Genomic DNA, 24,769 nt, shown 5'->3' on the forward strand with positions numbered 1-24,769 from the left:
GCGCATCCGCCGCAGAGATAATAGTATCTGCCTCAACGAAACAACAGCACTCAGTGGCCGACAGCTAGAACACTCGCCCCAACCCGAAGAACCACTTGCGATGCCCACTGTCGCCGATGCTGCCCCCGCCATAAAACGGCCCCAGCAGCGTCTTCACCACCACAGCTCCTGCGATATCGTTCGGCAGGTTCGGCGTCCCCGCCGCTCCATTCCACACCTTGCCAACCTCATAGAACCCCGCCGCGTAGATCGAATCCCCAATCACCGGATTCAGCTTCGTCAACCGGTAGAGATAGCCACCCTGCGCCAAAAAGTAATCGCTCCCCAGCAGCTCCCCGCGATCATAAGCGCTCAGCCGCAGAGCTCCACCCAGCGAAAACCCGGCAAGCCCCAGGTTCGTCGCCCCAAAACTCGTCCCACCCGCAACCGTGCCGAAGGCAATTCCTTTCTGCCCAATCGGAAGAAAGTGCGCAGCCCTCGAGTTCCACTGCGAGTACCCGCCCTCACCAAAGGGCCTTTGCGTCGAATACGTGTACTTCGTCAACAGCTCCGACCCCCGCGTCGGCACCTGCACGTTATCCTGCCCCAGGTATTGAAACCTCACGTTGCTTACAAACGGAGTCAGGTGGAAGAGCTGCTCAATCGGCTGTCCCACTCGCAGCGTCTCCCCGTACCACTGGTAGTCTTCGCCTGCCCTCAGCTCAGCCTTCGAACTAAATCGGTATCCCAGGTCCGCCCCAAAACCATTTCTCTCCTCGGTATACTGCGACAGCTCTTGGCTCCCCGAGAAAAATGAATTGATCGTATGCGTGTAGTACCCTCGAGGCGCGACGAAATACCGCTTACCCGCAACCAGTGGCTGATACAGCTCTCCCGTAACTCCCGCTACCTCACCCACCGAAGCATCAACCCGCACCTCACTGCCCGGCCCCGTCAAGCCGAAAAATGTGGCGCGCCCACCCAGCCCAAGCTGAATGTCGTTCGAATCATTCGAGTCCAGCGTCAATCCCACGTTCAAAAACGGTGGCCCATAGTCCTTGATGCGCGGCCGCACCATCAGCCCGGTCTTGTTCTTCTCATCCACCAGGTTGTAGCTGATGCTCGAGTAGGTCCCCGTCCCCTGCAGATCTGCGATCGTATCTTCAATCTTCGTCGGGTCCACCGGCTTGCCCACATACTTCGTAAACTCATTCGCAATCTCGGCTCGCTGCGCGCCCTTGATCCCATACACATCCACAAACTGCGGCACGGGAATCCGCGTCCTTCGTCGAGCATCCCGCCGCGCCACATAAGCCCGCCAGTCCGCATCGTTCAGCGCATACTTCTTCAACTCGGCGGCATGCTCCTCCGCAATTTTCACGCCCTGCGGAATAATCTCCGCGCTCTTCTCAAACTCGCTGGCGCTGAACTTGCTTACATCCGCCTTCAATAAAATATTCGCGTTCTTCATGCTCTGCAGCTCATTCGCCGCAACCATGATCGCGACATTCCGCCCCGCCACGCCCACCAGCGAATTCAAACTTGCCTTATCCACCGGCCCCGTATCCAGGTAAACCGCAATCACGATATCCGCGCCCATCGCCCGCGCCACATCCACCGGCAGATTATTCACCGCGCCGCCATCGGAGTAGATCTGGTCTCCATGCGCCACCGGCGCAAACACACCAGGAATCGACATCGTCGACCGCATCGCCTGCGCCAGCGAGCCATCCTTGAAGATATGTTCCTTGCCTGAGGTGATGTCCGTCGCGACGCAGCGAAACGGAATCGGCAGATCGTCAAAGCTCTTCAGGTCATAGTACGGAAGCATCTCGCGATCCAACAAAAGCCCCACCGCCGATCCTGAGTTCAATCCGTTCGGCAGGCTCAATCCATGCTTCAATCCAAACTCCAGCCGGTTCGGAAACGCCAGCTTGTCCTCTTTGCGGCGATAGCTCAACGCCGGAAACGGAACCTGCCCGCTCAACACCACCGGCCAGTTGATCCCGCCTACAAACGTCTCAATGTCCTGTGGACTGTTGCCCGAAGCATACAGCCCGCCGATCAGCCCGCCCATGCTGGTCCCGGCCACATAGTCCACCGGAATGTGATTCACCTCCAGCCACTCGATCACGCCCACATGTGCAAACCCCAGTGCCCCGCCACCCTCCAGCACCAGCGCGACCTTAGGCCGCGACGGCGGCTCGACCACCGGTTTCTGCGCGCTCGCTACTTCGGCCGACACCATCGCTGCGATCGAGATCGTTGCAACCATACGGCAAAAAACATTCATCAACATAACCCACCTAACCTGCAAAACCGCATCATCGCGAGGCTCGCGCAAACTATGGGTTCCGCGCTGATCCTACTATCCCATCACCCTTGCACGGCCTCTAACCTCACAGGGGTAATCACCGCGCTAACCGCATCGCGACGCAAAAAAAGCGCCCCGGCAGGAGCGCTTCTTTCAACACCATAAAAACTCGTCAGATCTCCAGAATCACCGGCATGATCAAAGGCCGACGGCTCGTGCTCTTCTGGATATACCGCTTCAGGTCATTCCGAATCTTCTCTTTGATCACGCCATAGTCGGCCTTCTCTTCCGCCGAAGATCCTTCCAGCGTCCGTTGAACCACCTGCCGCGCCTCACTGATCAAACCCTCTTCTGTCGCAATCGCCATACCGCGGATCACAATCTCCGGAGGATTCTCCAGAAGGCCCGTTCGCTTGTTAATCGCAATGATCGGCAGCACAATTCCATCCTCGCTCAAGTGCTTCCGGTCGCGAATGACAATGTCCTCCACCACATCGGTCGAGGTCCCGCCAGAGTCGATGCACACCCGGCCAACCGTAACCTTCCCGGTCTTCGTAGCCGAACCCTTATCCAACTCCAGAACGTCGCCGTCCTCCATCAGAATCGTCTTCTCCACGACGCCCATCGACGCCGCCAGCTCCGCGTGTCGCTTCAAGTGGCGATAGTCGCCATGCACCGGAATAAAGAACTTCGGACGAACGAGATTGATCATCAACCTCAGCTCCTCTTGGCTCCCATGTCCGCTCACGTGGATCAACCCCGACTGTCCATCGTCGTGAATCACCTTCGCATCGCGCCGCTCCAGGTGATCGATCATCCGATAGATCGACTTCTCATTCCCTGGAATCACCCGCGAGCTCAGCAACACCGTATCGCCTGCGTCGATATGCGCGAACTTGTGATTGTTCACCGCAGCCCGGCTCAGCGCGCTCATGGGCTCGCCCTGCGTCCCGCTGATCATGATCAAAACCTTATTCGCGGGCATATCGCGAATCTGCCCCGGATTGATAATCAACCCCTGCGGCAGATCCAGATACCCAAGGTCCTGCGCAATCTCGGTCGAGTTATCCAGCGACCGCCCAATCACCGCAACCTTGCGCCCATGCTGATGCGCCAGCTCCATCGCCAGCCGAATCCGGTGAATCGAAGAAGAGAAGCAGCTGAAGAACAACTTCTTCTTCGTCTGCGAAAAAATCTCATCCAGCTTCGGCCGCACAGCCCGCTCGCTCGGCGTATACCCATTGCGATCCACGTTGGTCGAGTCCTGCAGCAGCGCGAGAACGCCCTGCTTGCCCAGCTCCGCAAACGCATGCAGATCGAACGGCTTGTTATCCGGCGGCGACAGGTCGATCTTGAAGTCGCCCGTGTGCAAAATCACGCCCACAGGCGTATGGATCGCCAGTGCCACGCAGTCCACCAGTGAGTGCGTCACCCGGATCGGCATGATCGAAAAAGGTCCCAGCGTCAGCCGCTTGCCGGGAATCAACTCGTTCAGATCGGCGTCGTCCAGCAGCCGGTGCTCTTCCAGCTTGCCTTCTACATACGCCAGCGTAAACTCGGTCCCGTACACCGGAACATTCAGCTCAGACAGAATCCACGGCAGCCCGCCAATGTGGTCTTCATGTCCATGCGTCAAAAGGATCGCGCGAACCTTCTCGCGGTTTTCAGTCAAATAGCTGATGTCCGGGACAACAATGTCCACACCCAGCAACTCTTCTTCAGGAAACATCAGACCGGCGTCGATGACAATAATGTCATCCTGCCAGCGGATCGCCATGCAGTTCATACCGAACTCACCAAGGCCACCCAGCGGAATAATCTTCAATTTATCTTGTGCCATCAATGCTTAAGCTTACCACCGCAAGCTCAACAGCCTGTCAACATGCCAATTACAGCGCCTTTGTGCACAAATGCCGCTACTTTCGTAGCCACCCACTCCATGGACCCCTCTTCATAGCTACCCCCGCAGTCATCCTGACCCTGAGCGTAGTCGAATGAGAAAGGACCCCTTTATTTCGTCTTTGTCTTCGCCGCTGCTTCGTCGGAGCAGCGCCACAAAGCTACTTCGCCTCCAGCACCTGAATCCCGTCAGGGCCGCCAATCACCACCTTGTTCGCCATCCCCAGAAACAATCCATGCTCCACCACACCCAGCGTAGCCTTCAATTGCTCGGCGGCCTCCCTCGCATCAAACCCAACCTGCGGCAGCTTGCAATGAGCGATATAGTGCTGCCCATCCGTGATGTAGGGTGTGCCATTGTCCTTCATCCTCAGCTCCGCCTCATACCCCAGCTCCTTCAGCCGCCTCATCGTGGTCTCAAACCCAAACGGCACAATCTCCACCGGCAGCGTAAACACAGCCCCCAGCGTCTTCACCAGCTTCCGCGGATCCACCGCGATCACAAGCTTTTTACTCGCCGTAGCCACAATCTTCTCCCGCAACAGCGCCCCGCCATGCCCCTTGATCAGGTACAGCGTACCCTCCTGCACCTCGTCTGCCCCATCAATGGTCAGGTCGAGCTGTGGCAGATGCGCGAAGTCGCTCATGGGAATCTTCAAACTCAGCGCCAGCCGCTGCGAATCCTCTGAGGTAGCAATCGCCTCGATGCGCAACCCATCCGCCACCCGCCGCCCTACCTCTTCAATCACCAGCGCCGAAGTAGAGCCCGAACCCAGCCCCACCGCCATCCCATCTTCAACCTGCGACGCGGCCCACACCGCAGCTCTACGTTTGTCTGTTTCGGCCGAATTAGCTTGCTCAGAAGAACTCATGCCTTCCTTGATATCACGGGAAGCAAAAATCTGCACTACAGCGCCAATGGGTGAGAAATAAGCGAGTTGGAGGAACGTATCGCCCAGCTTTTTACCAATGCGGGTCCCAGGATCTAACCAGCATCCCCGTGATACCGTGAGAGAACGAAAATATGTCCGGCGCGGTGGCAAGATTGAGATTCAACTCTATTGGTTGCGGCCACGAGTCGCGAACGCGGACTACCTCCGCCACATCGTTCTGGGGACGGCTTGCAATGGCCGTGCTTTGCGGCTTATCCATCAGTCCGAGTCGTGCTCAGCAGACTAACCCCGCTCCTGTCGTGGTCCAGCCGGGCGCGCCGGGATCCCCGAGCAAGCGGCTGCCGTCCTCTACAACGGCACAGGCCCCGCAACGGTCGCAGGCTGACATCGAGTTTATGCAAGGCATGATCATGCATCACGGCCAGGCGGTTGAGATGACTGCGCTGATTCCGTCGCACACCGAGAACTCAGAGATTCGCTCCTTGGGCGCACGTATCGGCCTCTCGCAGTCGGACGAGATGAAGTTCATGAAGCGCTGGCTGACGGCGCGGGGCGAGTCCGTGTCGATGACCATGCCGGGAATGCCGGATATGGATATGAGCGGCCACCCGATGCAGGCCATGCCGGGGATGTTGACGTCAAAGCAGATGGATGCGCTACGGCAAGCCAAAGGCGCGGAGTTCGACAGGCTGTTTTTAACCGGAATGATTCAGCACCACAACGGGGCGCTGGTGATGGTCAAACAGCTCTTCGATACCCCCGGCGCAGGGCAGGATGCCGACCTGTTCGACTTTGCTACCGACGCAGACAACACGCAACGAGCCGAGATTGGAATCATGCAGAACATGTTGAAGGAGAAACGATGAACCGTACGCAGTCTCTCGCTTTCCGTTTAGCCGCTATTGCCTTTGGCGCGGCTGTGGTGTGCTCCAGTTGGGGAGCTTTGCAGGCGCAGGCTCCTGCTGCTCCGGCTGCGCAGGCGGCTCCAGAAGACGACAATCCGTTTACGCCGAAGCCACCTACGCCGTTGCCGCCTGGCATGACGGGTTCGACGACGAACGATCCGCGTGTCGGCCTGAAGGCAGGACTCTACGACGCGGGTGAGGCTGCGATGGGGATGGAACACCTCGCGTTTGTGAAGAAGCCCAATGCGTTTCAACTGTCATCGACCAACCCGGACGATCCCGCCGTTCAGAAGAGTCTGGATCTGATAGGTGTGGGTAACAGGGAGAAGATACCGAAGCCCATGCAGCTCGTGATTGCGCAGCTCGCCTTCGCAAACTCGGACTTCGCCTTTCAGGGAACGCATCTGTTCCAGGGCAACTTCTATGGCGTGAACTTCTACGACATCTCGAACCCCGCCAAGATCTCATTGATTACCTCGCTGGTGTGCCCAGGCGGCCAGGGCGACGTTTCGGTCTATGGAAACCTGCTGTTCATGTCGGTGGAGATGCCGAACGGACGGCTCGACTGCGGAGTGCAGGGATTTCCGCCACTGCCACCGCCGGCTCCAGGACATGAGAAGGACCACAGAATCCCGACGGCCAGTCCGGATCGCTTTCGTGGCGTCAGAGTCTTCGATATCTCGGACATCAAAAACCCGAAGCAGGTAGCTGCTGTGCAGACCTGCCGTGGCTCCCACACGCATACCCTGGTGGTGGACCCCAACGATAAGGACAATGTCTACCTCTACGTCTCGGGCACGTCGTTTGTGCGCCAAAGTGAGGAGCTCGCCGGCTGTTCAGGCGAGGAGAAACCAGAGAAAGACCCGAACACTTCGCTCTTCCGCATCGACGTAATCAAGGTGCCGCTCGCCGCTCCGCAGCAGGCCAAGGTGGTTTCCAGTCCGCGAGTCTTCATCGATCCGCGCACCGGCGCTCTCAACGGCCTGAACAATGGCGGAAGCCACGACAAGAAAGAAGAGATGCCCAAGGACACAAACCAGTGCCATGACATCACGGTCTATTCGGCCCTGGGACTCGCAGCTGGAGCGTGCTCCGGCAATGGCATCCTGCTCGATATCAAGGACCCCGTGCACCCGAAGCGAGTAGATGCTGTGAATGATCCGAACTACTCCTATTGGCACTCGGCGTCTTTCTCGAATGATGGGACCAAGGTCGTCTTTACCGATGAGTGGGGCGGCGGTCTGCAGCCACGCTGCCGTCCAACTGATCCCAACAAGTGGGGCGCGGACGCCATCTTCAACCTGAAGGACGACAAGTTGTCTTTCGCAAGCTACTACAAGATGCCAGCCGCTCAGACCGAGACGGAAAACTGCGTGGCTCACAACGGTTCGCTGGTACCTGTGCCCGGACGCGATATCGAAGTGCAGGCCTGGTACCAAGGCGGCATCTCGGTGATGGACTTCACAGACGCGGCTCATCCGTTCGAGATCGCCTACTTCGATCGTGGTCCCGTCGATGCCAAGGCACTCGTCTTGGGCGGCGACTGGTCTGCGTATTGGTACAACGGCTACATCTATGGGTCGGAGATCGCGCGCGGCCTGGACGTGTTCAAGCTGGTCCCTAGCAAATTCCTGACACAGAATGAGATCGATGCGGCCAGCCTCGTGAAGGTCAGCGAACTCAACGTGCAGAACCAGCAGAAGACTGCATGGCCCTCTCAACTGACAGTGGCAAAGGCGTATCTGGATCAACTAGGGCGCTCGCAGGCGCTGTCCTCGGCGCGAATCGCTGATTTGAACAAAGCGATCACGCACACGCAGAAGTCGCATCTTGACACAAAGGATTTGGCGAAACTGCATGCGATGGCCGCATCTGTTGAAACAAGTGCCTCCGACGCGAAGAACGCAGAGGATGCCAGCCGGCTGCATGCCTTGGCGAAGATATTGGAGAACCCAACGGCCTAAGCACACGGCAAAAAAACTCACCCGCCAGCCACGCTCCCAAATAGTGGCTAAAACCAGGCCGGGTGTAACCCGGCGAACTTTCCAAGTCACATATCTACGGGCAGATAACGATCTGCCCGTCGGTGTGACGATTACGTGAGCCATCGCGATCATCGGAGCATCTGAGAGATGCCTCGATTCCAACGTCGATCCCAAGGAGATCTTATGTCCACCCCAGAGCAGTACGACGCAATCGTTATAGGCAGCGGAGAAGGCGGAAAGTACCTCGCCTGGCATCTTGCCTCACAGGGAAAAAAGGTCGCCAATGTGGAAGACAAGCGCATCGGCGGAGCCTGTCCCAACATAGCCTGTCTCCCCAGCAAAAACGTCATCCACTCCGCCAAAGTCGCCTCCTTCTTTCAGCGCGGCAAAGAGTTCGGCATCGTCCACGGAAAATGGCACGTCGACATGGCCGCAGTTAGCGCTCGCCGCGAACGAATGGTCGACGGCCTCCGCGAAATACACCTCGCCAACTACGCTAAGTCCCACGCAGAGATCGTCATGGGCTTCGGCCGCTTCATTGCCGACAAGACCATCGAAGTCGCTCTCAACGCCGGGGGCACCCGTACCCTTTGCTCCGACTACATCTTCCTCGACACCGGCTCTCGTGCCACCATCGATCCCATCCCCGGACTCGCCGAATCCGCGCCCCTCACCCACATCGAAATCCTGGAGCTCACCACCCTCCCCGAGCATCTCCTCATCCTCGGCGGCGGCTTCATCGGGCTCGAGTTCGCCCAGGCCATGCGTCGCTTCGGAGCCAACGTCACCATCATCGAGCGCAACCCCACCCTCGTCCACCGCGAAGACGCCGACGTAGTTGAACTCGTCCAGCAGCTCTTTCATGACGAAGGCATCGATACCGTCTCCAATGCCAATGTCACCCGTGTCGAAGGCACCTCCGGCAAGTCCGTCATCGTCCACCTCAGCGACGGCGCCCGCCTCGAAGGCTCGCACCTCCTCGCCGCCACCGGACGCATTCCTAACACGCAAAACATGGGCCTCGAAACCGTCGGCATCAAGACCACACCTGCAGGCCACTTCCAGGTAAACGATCGCCTTGAAACCACCGCCCCGGGCGTCTGGGCCATAGGCGACTGCGCCGGAACCCCCTACTTCACCCACGCCTCCTACGACGACTTCCGCATCGTCCGCGACAACCTGGAGGGTGCCAACCGCACCATCACGGGCCGGCACATGCCCTCCGTCACCTTCCTTGATCCTGAGCTGGCCCATGTCGGCCTCACGGAAAACGAAGCGAAGAAGCAGGGAACAGCCTATCGCCTCGGCAAGATCCCCATGGCTGCCGTTCTCCGCACCCGCACCCTCGACGAAACCCGTGGCTTCATGAAAGTCCTCATCGCCCCTGACGATCGGATCCTTGGCTTCACTGCCATCGGCCCAGGCACAGGCGAACTCCTTCCCGTCATCCAGCTAGCTATGTCCGCCGACATGCCGTACACCGCCGTTCACAACCTGATCCTCACTCACCCCACCATCTCCGAGGGATTCCTCAGCCTCTTCAACTCCGTCCCAAAGAAACCCGCATAGACAAGACCACAGCGGTAGCCCGTCCCCGACCAACGGGAGGGGCTACCGCAGATGGTTGTCATGCAAAAGGTATACAAGCCACGAAGTGGCCGCTCCACGCGCAGTGGGCCCGTCCGGCAGGACAAGCTACCGCAAAATCTCCTCCAGCACCAAGGAAAGCTCAGTCTTTTCATCCCGATATTTAACAATCACCGGAGCCGCCAGACTCAACCCCCACTCCGCGCCCTTACCCTTCGAAACCGCCCGCGATCCCGGCACCACCACCGCCCCCTCAGGAATCACCAGCGGCATCTCAGCTGTTGCCTTATAGATCTCGCCCTTTACCAGGTCATACACCGGCGTCCCCCGGGTCAATACCGTCCCGGCCGCCAGCACCGCGCGTCTGCGCACCACGGTCCCCTCATAAACCCCGGTATTCCCGCCGATCAGGCAGTCATCTTCAATAATCACCGGCGAAGCATTCACCGGCTCCAGCACTCCGCCAATCTGCGCTGCGGCACTCAGATGCACTCGCCGCCCAACCTGCGCGCAGCTCCCCACCAGCGCATGCGAGTCCACCATCGTCCCCTCATCCACATACGCGCCAACGTTAACATACGAGGGCGGAATCACTGCAACCCCCTTCGCCACATAAGCACCCGTCCGCACGCTCACGCCACCCGGCACCACGCGCACCCCATCTGCCACGACAAACTTCCGCACCGGGTACGTATGCTTGTCGATAAACCGCAGCGTCTCCCCACCCATCTCCATCATCGTGCCAATGCGGAACCCCAATAAGATCCCGCGCTTTACCCAGCCATTCACACGCCACCCCAGAGGCACAGAAGCATCCGGCTCAGCCGCACGCAGCTCTCCCGCCTCCAACTTTCCACGCAGCTCAAGAAACGCCGCCTCTGCCTCTGCGTTCCCAATCGCCTCTGCACCCTGCGCAAACCAATGTTCAATCCGCTCCTGTAACCCGATCACGTTCTTAGTTCCTCTCCAGCATCTTGTTAAACTTCCAGCTTCTTAGTGATGGCAACCAGTCCTGATGCCTAAACCCTAACCTCCTAGAACATCCTCAGATCATCACCGCTCGCAGGAGCCTCCACCAGCATCCCCAGCTCACCCACCATCCGCTCCAGCCTCCTCCGCGTAGCATCTGAAACCGGCACCATCGGCAGCCGCAGCACATCCTCCCCACGTCCCAGCATATGCAGTACCGCCTTCACCGGGGCAGGGCTCGCCTCCCAGAAGTGTGCCTGCATCAACCGGAAGAACTGCCGGTTGATCCGTCTCGCATCCACCCAGTCATTCTCGAGAGCCGCTCGCACCATCTGCGACATCTGCCCAGGAATCACATTCGAAGCCACCGAAATCAGCCCCGCCCCACCCAGCGCCAGCACCGGCAGCGCCAGCCCATCGTCTCCGCAGAATACCTTGAAGCTTCGCGGAGCCGTCGTCAGCAACTCGGTAATCTGTGCAATATTCCCACTCGACTCCTTCACCCCAATCACGTTCTTCAGCTCAGCCAGCCGCAGCACCGTCGCCGGCTCCAGGTTCGCGCCCGTCCGCGAAGGAATGTTGTACAGCAGCACCGGCAGCTCAGTCGCCTCTGCGATTGCGTGAAAGTGCTGGTACTGCCCCTCCTGTCCCGGCCGGTTGTAGTAAGGATTTGCCGTCAGCACGCCCGTCAACCCATGCACGTGCGACAGCTTCCGTACCCTCGCCACCGCCTCATGCGTCGAGTTATGCGTGCACCCCGCAATCACCGGCACCCGCCCCGCCGCCGCGGCAATCACCACTTCAATCGTCCGCAGCCACTCGACCTCACTCAGGGTCGAGGCCTCTCCCGTCGTCCCGCACGGCACAAGAAAATCGATCCCACTCTCGATCTGCCACATCACCAACGCATGCAGCGCCGGTTCATCTACACTGCCGTCCCTGCGAAAGGGAGTCACCAGCGCCGTTCCACAACCCATCAATTCCATAATGACTGCAAGTTTACCGCGTCGGCAGTATTGATTTCCTCAGAGCAGCGCTTCCGTCCCTACAAACAGAAAAAAGGCCCCGGCGATCTGCCGCCAGAGCCTTATCCTGTTCCGAATCTCTACCCTCGAGCAAACTCCGACGGTACATGAAATCTCGGCATCTCCAAAGCCGCAGCCCCATTTGCAGAGCCCGGCGCAGTGTCCATGCACTTCACAAAGGCCGTCTGAAACTTTGCCATCTCAGACTTGGTCCCAACCGTCACGCGCACGTAGTTCGGCATCGCAGGCCACGTTCGCCCAATCGCAACACTCTCGCCCAGCATCGCCCGCTGAAACTCCTTGCCCGGACGCTTCACATCCACCATAAACATATTCGCCTGCGAGCCAGGAACGATCTTGTAGCCATGCTTGGTCAAAAACTCCAACGTCTCCGACCGCACATCCGCATTGATCTTCTTCCGCAGCGAAACCAGGTCCTTATCCTGCAGACTCGCCCGCGCAGCCGCGGCGCTGGTAATGGAGATACTCGCCAAACTTTGGCTGGGACCTCCAACATTGTTGAACCGGTCGATCAGGTCCGGCCTCGCCACCGCAAATCCAGCGCGCAGACCGGCCATCCCGTAGATCTTCGAGAACGTCCGCATCACAATCACGTCCTTATCCTGCGCCACCAGATCGATGCACGATTCATTATCGGAAAAGTGAGTGTAGGCCTCGTCAATGATCACCACCGAACCCTTCGGCTTGTTATTCACCAGCCACACGATGTCTTCCTTGGGCGTCACCGTTCCCGTCGGATTATTCGGATTCACAATGTAGTAAGCACCCGGCGAAGGATGCACCTTCAGCATCGCCTTCACGTCATACGCATAGGTCGAAGTCAGCGGCACCGGATACTTCGGAGCCTTCATCGCATCGGCCGCACGTGGCCCCTGTTCGTAGCTCGGATCGCCATAGACCAGCGGCTTATCCGGTCCAATATTCGACATCAGCGCCAGGTCCAGCGGCCCGCTCGAGCCAGGAAACAGCGCCGAATAATCGTTCTTCAGGCCATACTGCTCGTTGAAGACGGCAAGCGTCTTCATGTACTCGTCTTCATGATAGCGGCCACCCGTCGCGGCAGTGCTACATATCGCGGTCAACGCGGACTGCGCCGGCCCTAGTGGGTTTTCGTTCGCGCTGATAATCACCGTATCCGGCGATAGCGCCTGCATCCCGCGTCGGCCGCGTCGCGCAGGCTGTGCCGTTGCTGGCGCCGCCTGCTGCATCGCAGCAAACGCCGGGAAAGAGGTAGCAGCCGCGGAGGCCGCGCCAACGATGCGCAGAAACGATCGGCGGGAAACGCCTGTCGTCCTATCGGAGTTCACAGAATCAGAGTGCATAGAAGTGCTCCTCGAAGAGTTTGATTTGTAGAGATGCGACACCGCGGCAACAGAAGGAAGACACCAACTGAAGATCCTGATGAGCTAGAGGACCAGCTATCTATGTGCTGCAAAAAAACCGATCGCTTTGCAGGTACTATTCTTTGGGAACGTTGGAATGAAGGCGGACCACAGTCCGATTGAGCTTCAATTTACAGCGAATTTCCCACAAATACCAGAGAAATTATCGCCCGCGCAGTGGAAAATCCCGTACTGGCGCAGCTTTATCGCACTCTCAGCGCGGCCTGAATCATTCCTGACCTAACACCCAGGCCGCGCGATCGTTCTCCCGCGCGAAGCTAAACCCACTCGCCCTTGCGCATCAACGGCTCCGCACTCCCATCGGCAGCCACACCATCCACATCCATCTCGCCCGACCCGATCATCCAGTCCACATGGATCAGACTCGCATTCGCACCCAACGCCGCCAACTGCTCCGCGTCCATCTTCTCGCCGCCAATCAGGCACGTCGAGTAAGCCTGTCCCAGCGCGATATGACTCGCCGCATTCTCATCGAACAGCGTGCTCCAGAACAGCACTCCACTCTGCGCAATCGGCGAAGAGTGCGGCACCAGCGCCACCTCGCCCAGCCGCCTTGCCCCGTCATCCGTGCTGATCAGCCGGTTCAAAACATCCTCACCCGCCGTCGCCGTGGCCTCAACGATCTTGCCGCCTTCAAACCGCACCGCAATATTCTCAATCAACGTTCCCTGGTGCGACAGCGGCTTCGAAGCCTTCACCGTCCCATCCACGCGGTCCTTATGCGGAGTCGTAAAGCACTCCTCCGTCGGAATATTCGGCTGACAATAAACGCCATTCCCCGCAGTCGTTCCACCGCCGGCCCACAGGTGATCGTCTGCCAGGCCAACCGTCAGATCCGTTCCCGGCCCGGTAAAGTGCAGCGCCGAAAACCGCTTCGCATTCAGCATCTCCACGCGGCTCTTCAACCTCGCGCCATGCTCCTGCCACTCCGCCACCGGGTCGTCCACCGCAATCCGCGACGCCACAAAGATCGCCTCCCAAAGCTTCGCGACCGCAATCTCCTCGGGCTCTCCCGGATACACCAGCTTCGCCCACTCCGGCGTCGCACACGCAACGATCGTCCAGTTGATCTCATGTCGCGTAATCAGCTCCATCGCCGGCTTCCCCGCCTTCGATGCCGCAACGTTGGCCCGCGCCACCTTTGCCGGATCCTGCTTCGCCAGCAGCGCAGGATTAGACCCGGCAATCGCCAGCCGCGCCGCCCCGCTGCGGAACCCCTCCGCAATCCCGTCCTGCAGCCACTTCGGCGCATAGTCGAAGCTTGCATCTGACGCATACTCATATCTCGCCAGCACGCTCGGATCATCCGCATAGAACGTCGTCACCAGCAGCGCTCCGGCCTTATACGCATGCTCGGTAATCCGGCGCACCAGCGGCAGCGCCTCCATCGGAGCGGACATGATCAGCTCCTGCCCCGCGCGCAACCCCAGCCCAACCTTCACCGCAACCTCTGCCAGCCGGTCCAGCTTCTCTTCAAAAGTCAGGTCCGCAAACTTCGTCTTTTCCGCCACTACTGCAACGCTCATAATCAATCCTCCAAACGCATCGACATCTTAAGAAAATTATCGCCCACCCAAACTATCGTCATCTCGACCGGAGAGGCGGACAGTATTATCGTCCGTCTCGCAGTGGAGAGATCCCTGCATTTCGCCTTTGTTTTTCGTTGTTTGTATCGTTGTTTGTCATCCCGTACGGATCTGCTTTTTCCGTTGTCTGTTCTTAAATCGATGCCATCGGTGCCAATCCGTGTTAAGCCTTCAATAGCGCTCTTCAACGGTTACCGATAGCCAACTAAACCTCGGTATAAACATCCTGGAAGTCGAAGCTTCCCGTCCGCGTCGACAGCCACTCCGCCGCCCTCACCGCGCCCTCCGCAAACCCCCGCCGCGAAAACGCCTCATGCGTCAGCACCAGCCGATCCGCATCGCTCGTAGCTATCAGCGTGTGCAGTCCCATCACATCGCCCTCGCGCTTCGCTTCCACTGGCACCTCAGCCCCGCCAGCCGCAGTCTCAACCACCCTCTTCAGACTGATCGCAGTACCCGAAGGCGAATCCAGCTTGCTGGAATGATGCGTCTCTTCAATCGAAAACGCATACCCAGCTTTCTTCAACTCGCTGCCCATCACCGCAGCCATCTTGAGCATCACCTGCACGCTGACAGAAAAGTTCGTCCCATACAACAGCCCCGCCTGCTTCCGCTCCGTCAGCCCGCGCATATCGTTCAGCTTGTCATACCAGCCCGTTGTCCCAATCACCATCTTCGCGCCAGTCGCCAGGCAAGCCCGCATGTTTTGAATCGTAGCCTCCGGCGTAGTGAAATCGATCACCACATCGAACCCCGCAACAAACGGCGGCGTCAGTGCAGCCGCTCCCGCGTTCTCCTTCGCATCCAGCACATGCACGCTATGTCCGCGCTCCGCCGCCACCGATGCCACCAGCTTGCCTGTCTTTCCCATCCCCAGAACCAGAACCCGCATGTGTGCCTTCCCTAAGCTTTGCCCTGTAGCTGAACCCTGTTCGCAACATCGAACACCGTCTCATCCGGGTTCGCAAAAAAGTGGTTGTGCAGACTCCGCACCGCCTCTTCCACATCCTCTTCATCGATCATGAAGCTCATATTGATCTCACTCGCCCCCTGCGAGATCATCCGCACATTCACATGGCTGATCGCCGAAAACACCTGCCCCGCAATGCCGTTATGGCCGCGAATATCCTCGCCCACCAGGCACACCAGCGCCTTGTGCCCCTCCATCTTTACGTCGGCGATCTTCGCCAGTTCCGCACAGATCTCCGGCAGCTGCTGGTTGCTGTCCACCGTCAGCGAGATACTCACCTCGCTCGTCGACACCATATCAATCGCGCACTTGTACTTATCGAAGACATCGAACACCGCCTTCAGGTACCCATGCGACATCAGCATCCGGCTCGCAACTACATCGATGATCGTCAGCCGCTTCTTCGCCGCGATGCTCTTGAACGGGCTCGCACACTTCGCCGCCATCGCGGTAATCTTCGTGCCTTCATTCTCCGCGTTGCGCGAGTTCAACACCCACACCGGTATGCTCTTCTGCACTGCCGGCAGAATCGTAGCCGGATGCAGCACCTTCGCGCCAAAGTAAGCCAGCTCAGCCGCCTCTTCAAAGCTGATCGTCTTCACCCGCAGCGCATCCGGACAGATCCGCGGATCTGTAGTCATGATCCCATTCACATCCGTCCAGATCTCGATCGCTCCAGCGTGCATCCCGCCACCCACCAGCGCAGCGGTAAAATCGCTGCCGCCGCGACCCAGCGTCGTCGTCACGCCCTCAGCAGTCGAGCCGATAAATCCGCCCATCACCGGCGTCTTTCCCGCTTCAATCAGAGGCAGCACAATCGCAGCCAGCTTCGCCTCAATGGCCGCGTTCTGCGGCACCGCCTTGCCGTAGCTCGCGTCTGTAATGATGCAGCTCCGGGCATCGACATGCACACCCTGCAGCTCCTGTTGCTCCAGCGCCTCAGCCATCATCCTGCTCGACAGCCTCTCGCCAAAGCTCACCACCAGATCGTTCGTGCGCGGCGTCAACTCACCCACCGCTGCAATCCCGCGCAGCAGGTCATCCAGCGCGTCGAACTCTGTATGCAACGCCTGCTGCACCCGCACACAACGCTCGCCCTGCAGCAGCGCACTCGAAGTATCGATATGCCGATGCCGCAACCGTGCGCCAATCGCCAGCGCTCCTGCCTTGTCCCCACGCCCCGCGGCACTCGCAGCCGACAGCAGCAGATCGGTTACCTTCGCCATCGCCGACACCACAACGACAGCCTCCAGCCCCTTCTCCCTGCGGCTGCGTACGATCGCCGTCGTCCGCCCCATGGCCTGCGCGTCCTCCACCGACGTGCCGCCAAACTTCATCACCACCAACTTCTCTCGCGCTACGCTCAAGCCGTCACCGCCGCAGCCTTCAGCTGACTCCCAGTCTTCGCCGAACCACCCACAGTCAACGGAACGCCCATCTTATCCAGCTTGCCCAACAGGGCCAGCACCTCCGCATTCAACACCGCCGCCCCAGCCGCCCCGCGAATCGTGTTGTGCGACAACACCACAAACTTCCAGTCCAGCAACGGGCACTCGCGCAGCCGTCCCACCGTCGCTGCCATACCACCCCCGCGCATCCTGTCCAGCCGGGGCTGCGGCCGGTCTACGCCTTCGTCATACTCCACGGGCTGCTCAGGCGCAGTCGGCAGAGGCTGCCCATGCAGCGGTAGAAACTCGCTCCACGCCGCCAGAATCTCCTCGCGCGTCGCCTTCTTCTTCAGCTTGATGCTCACGCACTCGGTATGCCCGTCCTCCACCGCAACCCGGTTGCAATGCGCGCTCACCTTCGCGTCCAGCAACTCAATCTTCGTGCCCTTCCGTTCGCCCAGAAGCTTGCCGACCTCCTCCTGCAGCTTCTCCTCTTCATTCTTAATAAACGGCACCACGTTCCCCAGAATATCCAGCGAAGCCACCCCCGGATATCCCGCACCGCTCACCGCTTGCATCGTCGACACAAACAAACTCTCAATCCCAAACCGCTCTTCCAGCGGCTTCAATGCCATCACCAGGCCAATCGCACTGCAGTTCGGATTCGTCACGATGTAGCCGCCGCGTCCGCCATGCCCCTTGCGGTAGCTTTGCGTCTCGATCAGCGCCAGGTGATCTGCATTCACCTCTGGCACCACCAGCGGAACATCTGCCGTCATCCGAAACGCGCTCGAGTTCGAGATCACCGCGCACCCGGCCTCGGCAAACTTCGGCTCCAGCTCGCGCGCAATCTCCGCATCCAGCGCCGCGAAGATGATCTTCGGCAGCTCGATCGCCGAGCCTTCAGGAACGTTTGGCTGTAGCGTCATCGCCGCAATTCGCTTCGGCAGCGGAGTATCGAGCTTCCACTTGCAGGCCTCGGCATACGTCTTCCCGGCGCTGCGATCGCTTGCCGCCAGCCACGCAATCTCGAACCACGGATGATTGCTCAAAAGTTGAATGAATCGCTGCCCGACCATCCCGGTCGCGCCAAGAATGCCAACCCTGCGTCGTTCCATCCACTAAGAATAACGCGCCGGCCCAACACCGTCACTTATGACAAGCCGACCAGCGGGAGGCCCAGATCACCTGACCCAAAATAAAAAAGGTAAAAAGTCACGAAGTGACCGCCGCCCGCGCAGGGCGCCCGTCCGGCAGGACATATCTAGTCGGACCTAACTATCCCGCCGTCGCCGAGTCATCCGGTGCCCACCGCCCGCCCATACCAGCAGCGCAACCAGCAGATGCAGCAAAAACCAGAAGTGAATCCCCTGATCCTGGTAGATCAGATAAAGCACCAGCGCCCGCGGCAGCAGCAGCCAGAACAGCAGCGGCAACAAACCCTGAAAGTGCGGTGGCGTCAGATCGAAGCGAAACGGCCCCAGCAGCCCCTGAAACCAAGCCACCACCATTGCCAGGCGAGGCAGAAACAGGGCAAACACCAAAAACCAAAGCGGCAGCGCATGCACCACGAAAGCCAGGTCCACCGTGAACTGTGCCGTATGCTGCATCGCCGCTAACAACGCCAATCCTGCGCTCATCCTGCCTCCACCATGCTGTCGTCTCTAGTTCGATGCGGTAAAGCTGAAGTCCGCCTTCGTCGTCCCCTTAGGCTCAACCGTCACGGTCATCGTCCGCTCGCCCATCTTCTCGTGCACCGCCGCCAAAGTATACGTCCCCGCTGGCAATCCGCTAATCCCAAAGTGTCCATCCGCATCCGTCACCGCAAAAAACGGCGTAGCCGACACATTGATAAACGCATTCATCCACGGATGGTTGTTGCACCGCACCGGAATCATCGCCTCCGGCTGGTTGAACTGCTTCACCTGCGGCGCACCCTTCGGCCCCTGCGAGATGTCGATCGGCTGGCTCCCCACCACCGTCGGCATCGTGTGAATGTTATGCATCGTCGAGTCAGAGTTTCTGAACTCCACTGACCCGCCGCGCACCAGCGCAATCACATGCGGCACGTACTTGCATCCCACCTGGTCCAGCACCACCGGTGCAGGCGTCGGCCCGCCAGAGAGCATCGCCGCAGGCGGCCCGCTCTTGATGTACACATACACATTCGCGAGCTTGCCATCTTTCACCGCATACTGCTCGGCAAAGTTATCCCCAGCCGTCATTGAACACACCGGATCCATCGACATATCGATCTTCACCCGCGCCTGTGCCTTCCCCGTCAGATGGATCGTCCCCGTCACCATCCCCAGCGTCGCCTTATCGAGCTGGACCGTAGGCGCCGGAGCAGCAGCCGGTTCCGTCGCCGCGACTCCATCGCCGCTATGCTTCACCGCATCGCTCGGCTTGCATCCGCTCAACACCCCACCAGCAACCACCGTCGCCATCAACCAGCCACAAATCCGCCTCATACCGCCTCCACACCTTTGCAAATCGTCATCTCGACCGAAGCTCCTCACAGTTTCATCGTGAGTAGCGAAGTGGAGAGATCCCCGTATTTCGTCTTTGTCTTTGCTTTCGCTTTTGTCTCTTCGTAGATTCGCACCATTGAGGTGATCCGTGAAGCAACTAAGCCGTCACCGGAGCTTCCATCGCCGCGATCACCGCATCGGCAAACGCCTTCGTCCCGCTGGTTCCTCCAACGTCCTTCGTCAGCGTCTTCCCCTCGCGATACACTTGCTCCAACCCGGCCTGCACCCGCTCTGCCGCCACCGGCTCATCGATATGGTGCAGCATCAGCACTGCGCTCTGCAGCAGAGCCGTTGGGTTTGCCATATCCTTCCCCGCAATATCAGGAGCCGATCCATGCACCGCCTCGAAGATCGCGCACTCCGTCCCCAGGTTCGCCCCAGGAACCAATCCCAAGCCACCCACAAACGCGCTGCAAAGGTCGCTCAAAATATCCCCGTACAGATTCTCAGTCAGCAAAATATCGTACTGGTAAGGATTCATCACCAGCTGCATGCAAGTGTTATCCACGATGTGTTCGTGATACGCGATCTCAGGAAAACCCTCGCCTACCGTACGGCAGCACTTTAGAAACAGGCCATCCGACAGCTTCATGATGTTCGCTTTATGGATCGCATGAATCTTCTTCCGGCCATGCTTCCGCGCATAGTCAAACGCAAACTTCGCAATCCGCGTCGACCCCTTCTCGGTGATAATCTTCAATGCCTGCACCACCCCAGGCACCACCTCGTGCTCCAGCCCGGCGTACAGATCCTCCATGTTCTCGCGCACAATCACCAGATCGATGTTCGGATAGTTCGTTTTCAGCCCCGGCAGGCTCTTCACCGGCCTGAAGTTCGCAAACAGCTCGAAGTTCTTCCTCAACGTCACATTGATCGAAGCAAACCCGCCGCCAATCGGTGTCGTCACCGGTCCCTTCAGCGCCACCTTGTTTTTCTCGATCGAGTCGTACAGCGCCTTCGGAATATACTCGCCCGTCTTCTCGAACGCGGTCGCGCCAGCATCGTACGGATGCCAGTCAAACGCCACGCCCGTCGCCGCACCCGCGTTCTCCAGAATCTTCACTACTGCGCCAGAGACCTCCGGGCCAATCCCATCCCCCGGAATCAAAGTAATTCTGTGCGTCTTCTTTGCTGCCGTCATCCACTACCGCCTTTTCTGTAAAGTTAAACTCATTCCAAAATCCCCCGCCTGAAGTGCGTCATCTGACATTCCCCAATCGGAAGAGTGTGTCATCTCGACCGGAGCGACAGACAGTCTCATCGTCTGTTGCGCAGTGGAGAGACCCCGTATTTCGCCTTTGTCGTTGCTCCTTGTTTCATATCCGCGCTATCCGCGACGATCCGCGGTCAGCCTCACCTCTTCGACAATCTCTTAGGGTCTTTTCCGTTCAGCAACTCTTCCAGCTCTTCTTTGAACTCGCGCACATCCTTGAAGTCCCGATACACGCTCGCGAACCGGATATACGCCACCGTATCGATATCCTTCAACCGCGACATAATCAGCTCGCCGACCTCATTCGTCGTCCGTTCGCGTTCCGGCGAATCCACCACATACGCCTCGGTCTCATCCACAATGCGCTCCAGATTCACCGCGGCCACTGGCCGCTTCTCGCACGCATGCAACAGCCCGCTCAGCACCTTCTGCCGGTCGAACTTCTCCCGACGTCCATCCTTCTTCACCACCATGTACGGGATCTCGTCGATCCGCTCATACGTCGTAAATCGCTTGTTACAGCCTTCGCACTCCCGTCGCCGGCGTATCGAGTCCGCGTCTTTACTCTCGCGGGAATCGACAACACGGTCCTGGGCAAAACCACAGTAGGGACACTTCATCGGAATAGATAGATTCTACAGCGCACAAGCGCGATAATCACGCCGAGCAAAGCGAGGCCCGAAACGAACCCCCAAGCAAGATGAGGTATACAAGTCACGAAGTGACCGCTCCACGCGCAGTGGGCCCGTCCGGCAGGACAAAGCACTCACAAAAAACTAACCAGCGACCCCGGCAGCCTCGCTCTCCTCGGCCACCCTCTTCAAGCTCACATGCTCCACCCGCGAATAGATCAACCCGGCAGGAATAATGCAGAGGGACGTGACCACCAGCAACACAGCACCGCAAGCCGTAGCCGCCTCAATCGGCGCACCATAAAACGAATGCATCGCCGCCGCCGTAATCGCAATCTGCGTAAACCAGCCAATGATGGGAGGCTGCAGCGCCGACCCGCCGATGCTGACCGCCATCAGGAGCATCGTCCGCGAAAATGTCACTCCAGCCAGCTCAGGCGTATGAATAAAGGCGTGTGCTGTCTGTAGGTAAGCAGACCCAATCATCACCCACATGGTCAGCGAGAGCAGGGTCACAATTCCAAAGTCCCGCGCCGACGACAACGCATTCAACCCATCGCGAAACCCAAGGATCTTCGTAGCGATGCTCTCGCCCGCAGGCTTTGAAACAAGTCCCACGGTCCTCCGTGCAAAGGCTGCTACCACGGCGCCCGCCGCCCGCACGACGCCCGCGAAGATCGCAATCGTAAGCGTCAAACCCATGCTCACAGCGCCTGCTCGAACAAAGACCTCATGGTGTGGCAGATCTCGCGGAGTAAACGCCAGCGCACTCGAAAAAATCAACGCTGCCGCGCCAAGATCGAACATCCGCTCAATCGTGTACACCGCCACCTGCGAACTCAAGGACAGGCTAATCCGCCGCGCTACCAGGAAAGGCCGCGTTAGATCCGCCAGCCGTCCAAACAAAGCCACCGCCGTAAACCCGATGAACTGCGAGCCCAGCAGGGAAGTAGCCGGAACCTTCTTCGTCGGCGACAGAAACACCGACCATCGCAGCGCCCGCAGATAATACGTAACGTAAATCAGCACAATCCCAGCCAGGATATGCCCCAGGCTCACATAGCGAAGCTGCTGCCAGAAGGTAGCCCAGTCGAAGTGGACCTTCGTCCGAAATAACCAAACCAGCACCACCAGCGCAACCGCGCCCACTCCCCACACGACTGCATTACGCTTCGTCATCAAATCTCTCTCTTGGTCTGTAGCTGGTGCTGTCTTACCTGGCCTGTGCGACCATCGCCGTCTGCTTCCGCCGATTGAACTCGCGAATCACCCGCGCCACATACTCCCGCGTCTCGCGATACGGAGGCACCCCACGGTACTTATCTACCGCGCCCGGCCCGGCGTTATAGGCCGCCAACGCTAGCGCCACATTGTCGTGATACCGCGTCAGCAGCATATCCAGGTAAGCCGTCCCGCCTGCAATATTCTGCTCCGGACGAAACGAATCTTCTACGCCCATCGCACTCGCCGTGCCCGGCATCAGCTGCATCAGCCCCTGCGCCCCGGTGCGCGAAACCGCCCGCACATGACCGCCGCTCTCTGCCCTCACCACGCTCGCCAGCAGATCCTCATCGATATGGTGCGCCGCCCCCGCATGCGCCAGCATCTCGTGCATCTCTTCCTTCGTCGGCGCGGTCATCAGCACCATCGCAGTCGGTGCCTTCTCCTCGGCCGCCGGCTCTGGCACATCCGCAACCGTCTCCACCCGAACCACCGAGTCCGAAGCTACATCCATGTAGTTCGACTCCGAGGCCGGCACGCCCTTCTCCGCAAAGTACAGCCGGATCTTATCTCCAACCGCCTCGCGCCGAACGCAATCCACCTCAAATCCGTTCTTCAGCGTCACGTGCTCGGCTGCATTGGCCAGCGGGCACGCCGCAGCCATCATTGCAGCCAGCATCGCAGCGCTCAACACGAACGTTCTAAAACCCATAGCCACCTTCAAAGCCTACCACCCCAAGCCCATCCTCCATCCCGCTAAAACTCCCACTATCGTGTCACTGGCAGACCGTTCAACACCGCTTCAATCGCCTCCGCCACTCCATCCTCGTCATGCCGCCGGCCCAATATCCACCCTCTCGCCGCCCTCTCCGCCTTCAAATCCTCCGGCGCATTCCCCATCAGCACTGCCTGCCCCGCAACCTCAAGCATCGAAACGTCGTTCCAGTTGTCCCCAATCGCCACAATCTCCTCCGCCCCCACCCCAAGGGTCTCCGCCAGCCGCAGCAGCGCCGAACCCTTGCTGCACCCCGCCGGCAAAATGTCCACAATACTTAAATCCCGCTCCGGATACTCCGTCCGATGCAACGAAACCTTCGCGCTCTCCACAGCTGCCACCCCCACAGCCGACACCCCCGAATGATCCAGCAGTAGCGCCTCCGCCCTCCGCATCCGCTCCACCGTCCCGCACAGCATCATCTGGATCGGCGCTTCACCCTCCAGCGCTCTCTCAATTGGCACCACCCTCTCGATATATGGCTCATTCGCCGTCATCCACCTGCCAATGCTCGCGTGCAGCTCCTCCAGGTGCTCCACCACCAACGCCCCGCGCACATCCTCCCCGTCCGTCCCCACCTTGTCGAACGTCACCACCAGCGCGTTGCGAAACTCCTCCAGATGCCCACACAACCACCGCGCTGTCTCCACCGGCAGCAACGTCCTCTCCAGCAGCTTCGCCCCAATCGTCCTTGTCACAGTTCCATTCGAGCTGATCAGCGCATCCTCCTCCCGCAGACCCAGCCCGCGCAGCACCCTCATCGCGTAGCAATGTCGCCGCCCGGTAGCGACCACCACCCGCACCCCGGCCTGCTCTGCCGCCTTCATCGCGGCAAGGTTCCGTACGCTCACCTGCCCATCAGGCCCCACCAGCGTCCCATCCATATCCACCGCGATTAAACGCATTCCTACCTCAATCTCTCTGCATATTCTCTCATCCGCACTGCATAAATATTCATAACCCAAGCTATGTCTTACATTTACGGGAAATTTACTCGACATTCACCCTGGCCGGAGGCAGACTAACAGCAGGCACCACAAAGGCTTGTTTATGTTTCACAAAAATCTACTAACCTCCTTCGGAGGAGTTCTACCGCAGCAACCCTCAGATTCTTCTCCCCAGCCCATCCATCGCATCACGCTGGTTCCTCCCGGAGGCGAAGCTCCGCCTCAAAAGAAGACATCCCCACTCTTCGACCTGCTCGCCGCCGCTGCTCCACGCTGCTCGTCCTTCTTTGCGGAGGCGGCGGTCCTGGTCCTGGTCCTGACCCTGCTCGACAGGTTCATGCTCAAAGGACGCATGGAGCTCAACTGGGTGGTCAGCGCCTTCAGCATCAGCCTCACCCTCCTGGCCGCCAGCATCGCAACGGACTTCTCCGTTCGCCGCTGGCTCCAGCGCCACTAGCAGCCACGAGCACCATCTTAATGAGGTTGTTTTCCAAAGTGGGAAACAACCCTCACATCGCCTCGTCGC

General features: G+C 59.2%; 21 protein-coding genes. 4 read left to right on the forward strand and 17 right to left on the reverse strand.

Features of this window, described 5'->3' with window-relative positions:
* Positions 1–64: 64 nt before the first annotated feature.
* The 3 genes from GSQ94_RS09665 to rpiA all read right to left on the reverse strand — a co-directional run bounded on the left by GSQ94_RS09665 (position 65) and on the right by rpiA (position 5,064).
* Positions 65–2,272, reverse strand: a complete 2,208-nt coding sequence (locus tag GSQ94_RS09665; RefSeq protein WP_216843059.1) for a patatin-like phospholipase family protein — start codon at positions 2,270–2,272, stop codon at positions 65–67.
* A 193-nt stretch (positions 2,273–2,465) separates the two neighbouring features.
* Positions 2,466–4,133: a ribonuclease J gene (locus GSQ94_RS09670; RefSeq protein ID WP_158943506.1), complete on the reverse strand. Its 1,668-nt coding sequence runs from the start codon at positions 4,131–4,133 to the stop codon at positions 2,466–2,468.
* A gap of 220 nt (positions 4,134–4,353) precedes the next feature.
* Positions 4,354–5,064, reverse strand: coding sequence for a ribose 5-phosphate isomerase A (rpiA, locus tag GSQ94_RS09675; protein WP_158943508.1), 711 nt, complete (start codon positions 5,062–5,064; stop codon positions 4,354–4,356).
* A 164-nt stretch (positions 5,065–5,228) separates the two neighbouring features.
* Between rpiA and GSQ94_RS09680 the strand changes: the two genes are divergently transcribed.
* The 3 genes from GSQ94_RS09680 (at position 5,229) to GSQ94_RS09690 (ending at position 9,544) form a co-directional block, all read left to right on the forward strand.
* Positions 5,229–5,951 carry a DUF305 domain-containing protein gene (locus tag GSQ94_RS09680; protein WP_254063770.1) on the forward strand — a complete coding sequence of 241 codons (723 nt, stop codon included), beginning with the start codon at positions 5,229–5,231 and terminating at the stop codon, positions 5,949–5,951.
* The gene (locus tag GSQ94_RS09685) at positions 5,948–7,954 is read left to right on the forward strand and encodes an LVIVD repeat-containing protein (protein WP_216843060.1); all 2,007 of its coding nucleotides are present in this window, start codon (positions 5,948–5,950) and stop codon (positions 7,952–7,954) included. Before GSQ94_RS09680 ends, GSQ94_RS09685 begins: the two co-directional genes overlap by 4 nt.
* 204 nt (positions 7,955–8,158) lie before the next feature.
* Positions 8,159–9,544: an NAD(P)/FAD-dependent oxidoreductase gene (locus tag GSQ94_RS09690; protein WP_158943510.1), complete on the forward strand. Its 1,386-nt coding sequence runs from the start codon at positions 8,159–8,161 to the stop codon at positions 9,542–9,544.
* 126 nt (positions 9,545–9,670) lie between these two features.
* On the opposite strand, the gene GSQ94_RS09695 is transcribed toward GSQ94_RS09690, so the two are convergent.
* The 14 genes from GSQ94_RS09695 to GSQ94_RS09760 form a co-directional block, all read right to left on the reverse strand.
* Complete coding sequence (locus GSQ94_RS09695; protein ID WP_158943512.1) at positions 9,671–10,513, reverse strand: 2,3,4,5-tetrahydropyridine-2,6-dicarboxylate N-succinyltransferase; 843 nt, start codon at positions 10,511–10,513, stop codon at positions 9,671–9,673.
* Positions 10,514–10,596: 83 nt separating this feature from the next.
* Complete coding sequence (gene dapA, locus GSQ94_RS09700; RefSeq protein WP_174240912.1) at positions 10,597–11,517, reverse strand: 4-hydroxy-tetrahydrodipicolinate synthase; 921 nt, start codon at positions 11,515–11,517, stop codon at positions 10,597–10,599.
* A gap of 119 nt (positions 11,518–11,636) precedes the next feature.
* The gene (locus GSQ94_RS09705; RefSeq protein WP_254063771.1) at positions 11,637–12,899 is read right to left on the reverse strand and encodes a pyridoxal phosphate-dependent aminotransferase; all 1,263 of its coding nucleotides are present in this window, start codon (positions 12,897–12,899) and stop codon (positions 11,637–11,639) included.
* A gap of 338 nt (positions 12,900–13,237) precedes the next feature.
* Positions 13,238–14,506 carry an aminopeptidase gene (locus GSQ94_RS09710; RefSeq protein WP_158943514.1) on the reverse strand — a complete coding sequence of 423 codons (1,269 nt, stop codon included), beginning with the start codon at positions 14,504–14,506 and terminating at the stop codon, positions 13,238–13,240.
* A gap of 265 nt (positions 14,507–14,771) precedes the next feature.
* On the reverse strand, positions 14,772–15,458 hold the full coding sequence (locus GSQ94_RS09715; RefSeq protein ID WP_158943516.1) for a 4-hydroxy-tetrahydrodipicolinate reductase: 687 nt from the start codon (positions 15,456–15,458) through the stop codon (positions 14,772–14,774).
* Positions 15,459–15,469: 11 nt separating this feature from the next.
* Positions 15,470–16,873 (reverse strand): lysine-sensitive aspartokinase 3, encoded by a 1,404-nt coding sequence (lysC, locus tag GSQ94_RS09720; RefSeq protein WP_158944043.1) that lies wholly within the window; start codon positions 16,871–16,873, stop codon positions 15,470–15,472.
* Positions 16,874–16,899: 26 nt separating this feature from the next.
* Positions 16,900–18,042, reverse strand: coding sequence for an aspartate-semialdehyde dehydrogenase (asd, locus tag GSQ94_RS09725; RefSeq protein WP_254063772.1), 1,143 nt, complete (start codon positions 18,040–18,042; stop codon positions 16,900–16,902).
* A 156-nt stretch (positions 18,043–18,198) separates the two neighbouring features.
* Positions 18,199–18,564, reverse strand: a complete 366-nt coding sequence (locus GSQ94_RS09730) for a hypothetical protein (protein WP_158943518.1) — start codon at positions 18,562–18,564, stop codon at positions 18,199–18,201.
* Positions 18,565–18,588: 24 nt separating this feature from the next.
* The gene (locus GSQ94_RS09735; RefSeq protein ID WP_158943520.1) at positions 18,589–19,395 is read right to left on the reverse strand and encodes a beta-sandwich domain-containing protein; all 807 of its coding nucleotides are present in this window, start codon (positions 19,393–19,395) and stop codon (positions 18,589–18,591) included.
* A 157-nt stretch (positions 19,396–19,552) separates the two neighbouring features.
* Positions 19,553–20,596, reverse strand: coding sequence for an isocitrate/isopropylmalate dehydrogenase family protein (locus tag GSQ94_RS09740; protein ID WP_158943522.1), 1,044 nt, complete (start codon positions 20,594–20,596; stop codon positions 19,553–19,555).
* Positions 20,597–20,808: 212 nt separating this feature from the next.
* On the reverse strand, positions 20,809–21,288 hold the full coding sequence (gene nrdR / locus GSQ94_RS09745; protein ID WP_158943523.1) for a transcriptional regulator NrdR: 480 nt from the start codon (positions 21,286–21,288) through the stop codon (positions 20,809–20,811).
* 156 nt (positions 21,289–21,444) lie between these two features.
* Positions 21,445–22,479 carry a lysylphosphatidylglycerol synthase transmembrane domain-containing protein gene (locus GSQ94_RS09750; RefSeq protein ID WP_158943525.1) on the reverse strand — a complete coding sequence of 345 codons (1,035 nt, stop codon included), beginning with the start codon at positions 22,477–22,479 and terminating at the stop codon, positions 21,445–21,447.
* Positions 22,480–22,513: 34 nt separating this feature from the next.
* Entirely contained in the window at positions 22,514–23,233 is a 720-nt protein-coding gene (locus GSQ94_RS09755) for a lytic transglycosylase domain-containing protein (protein ID WP_158943527.1), read from the reverse strand.
* Positions 23,234–23,289: 56 nt separating this feature from the next.
* Positions 23,290–24,201 (reverse strand): HAD-IIB family hydrolase, encoded by a 912-nt coding sequence (locus tag GSQ94_RS09760; protein ID WP_158943529.1) that lies wholly within the window; start codon positions 24,199–24,201, stop codon positions 23,290–23,292.
* Positions 24,202–24,346: 145 nt separating this feature from the next.
* Here GSQ94_RS09760 and GSQ94_RS21120 point away from each other — a divergent pair, with 145 nt between their 5' ends.
* Positions 24,347–24,700 (forward strand): hypothetical protein, encoded by a 354-nt coding sequence (locus GSQ94_RS21120; RefSeq protein WP_216843061.1) that lies wholly within the window; start codon positions 24,347–24,349, stop codon positions 24,698–24,700.
* The last annotated feature ends 69 nt before the right edge of the window (positions 24,701–24,769 follow it).

This window comes from Granulicella sp. S190 (assembly GCF_009766095.1).
In the GTDB taxonomy this organism is placed as follows: Bacteria; Acidobacteriota; Terriglobia; order Terriglobales; family Acidobacteriaceae; genus Edaphobacter.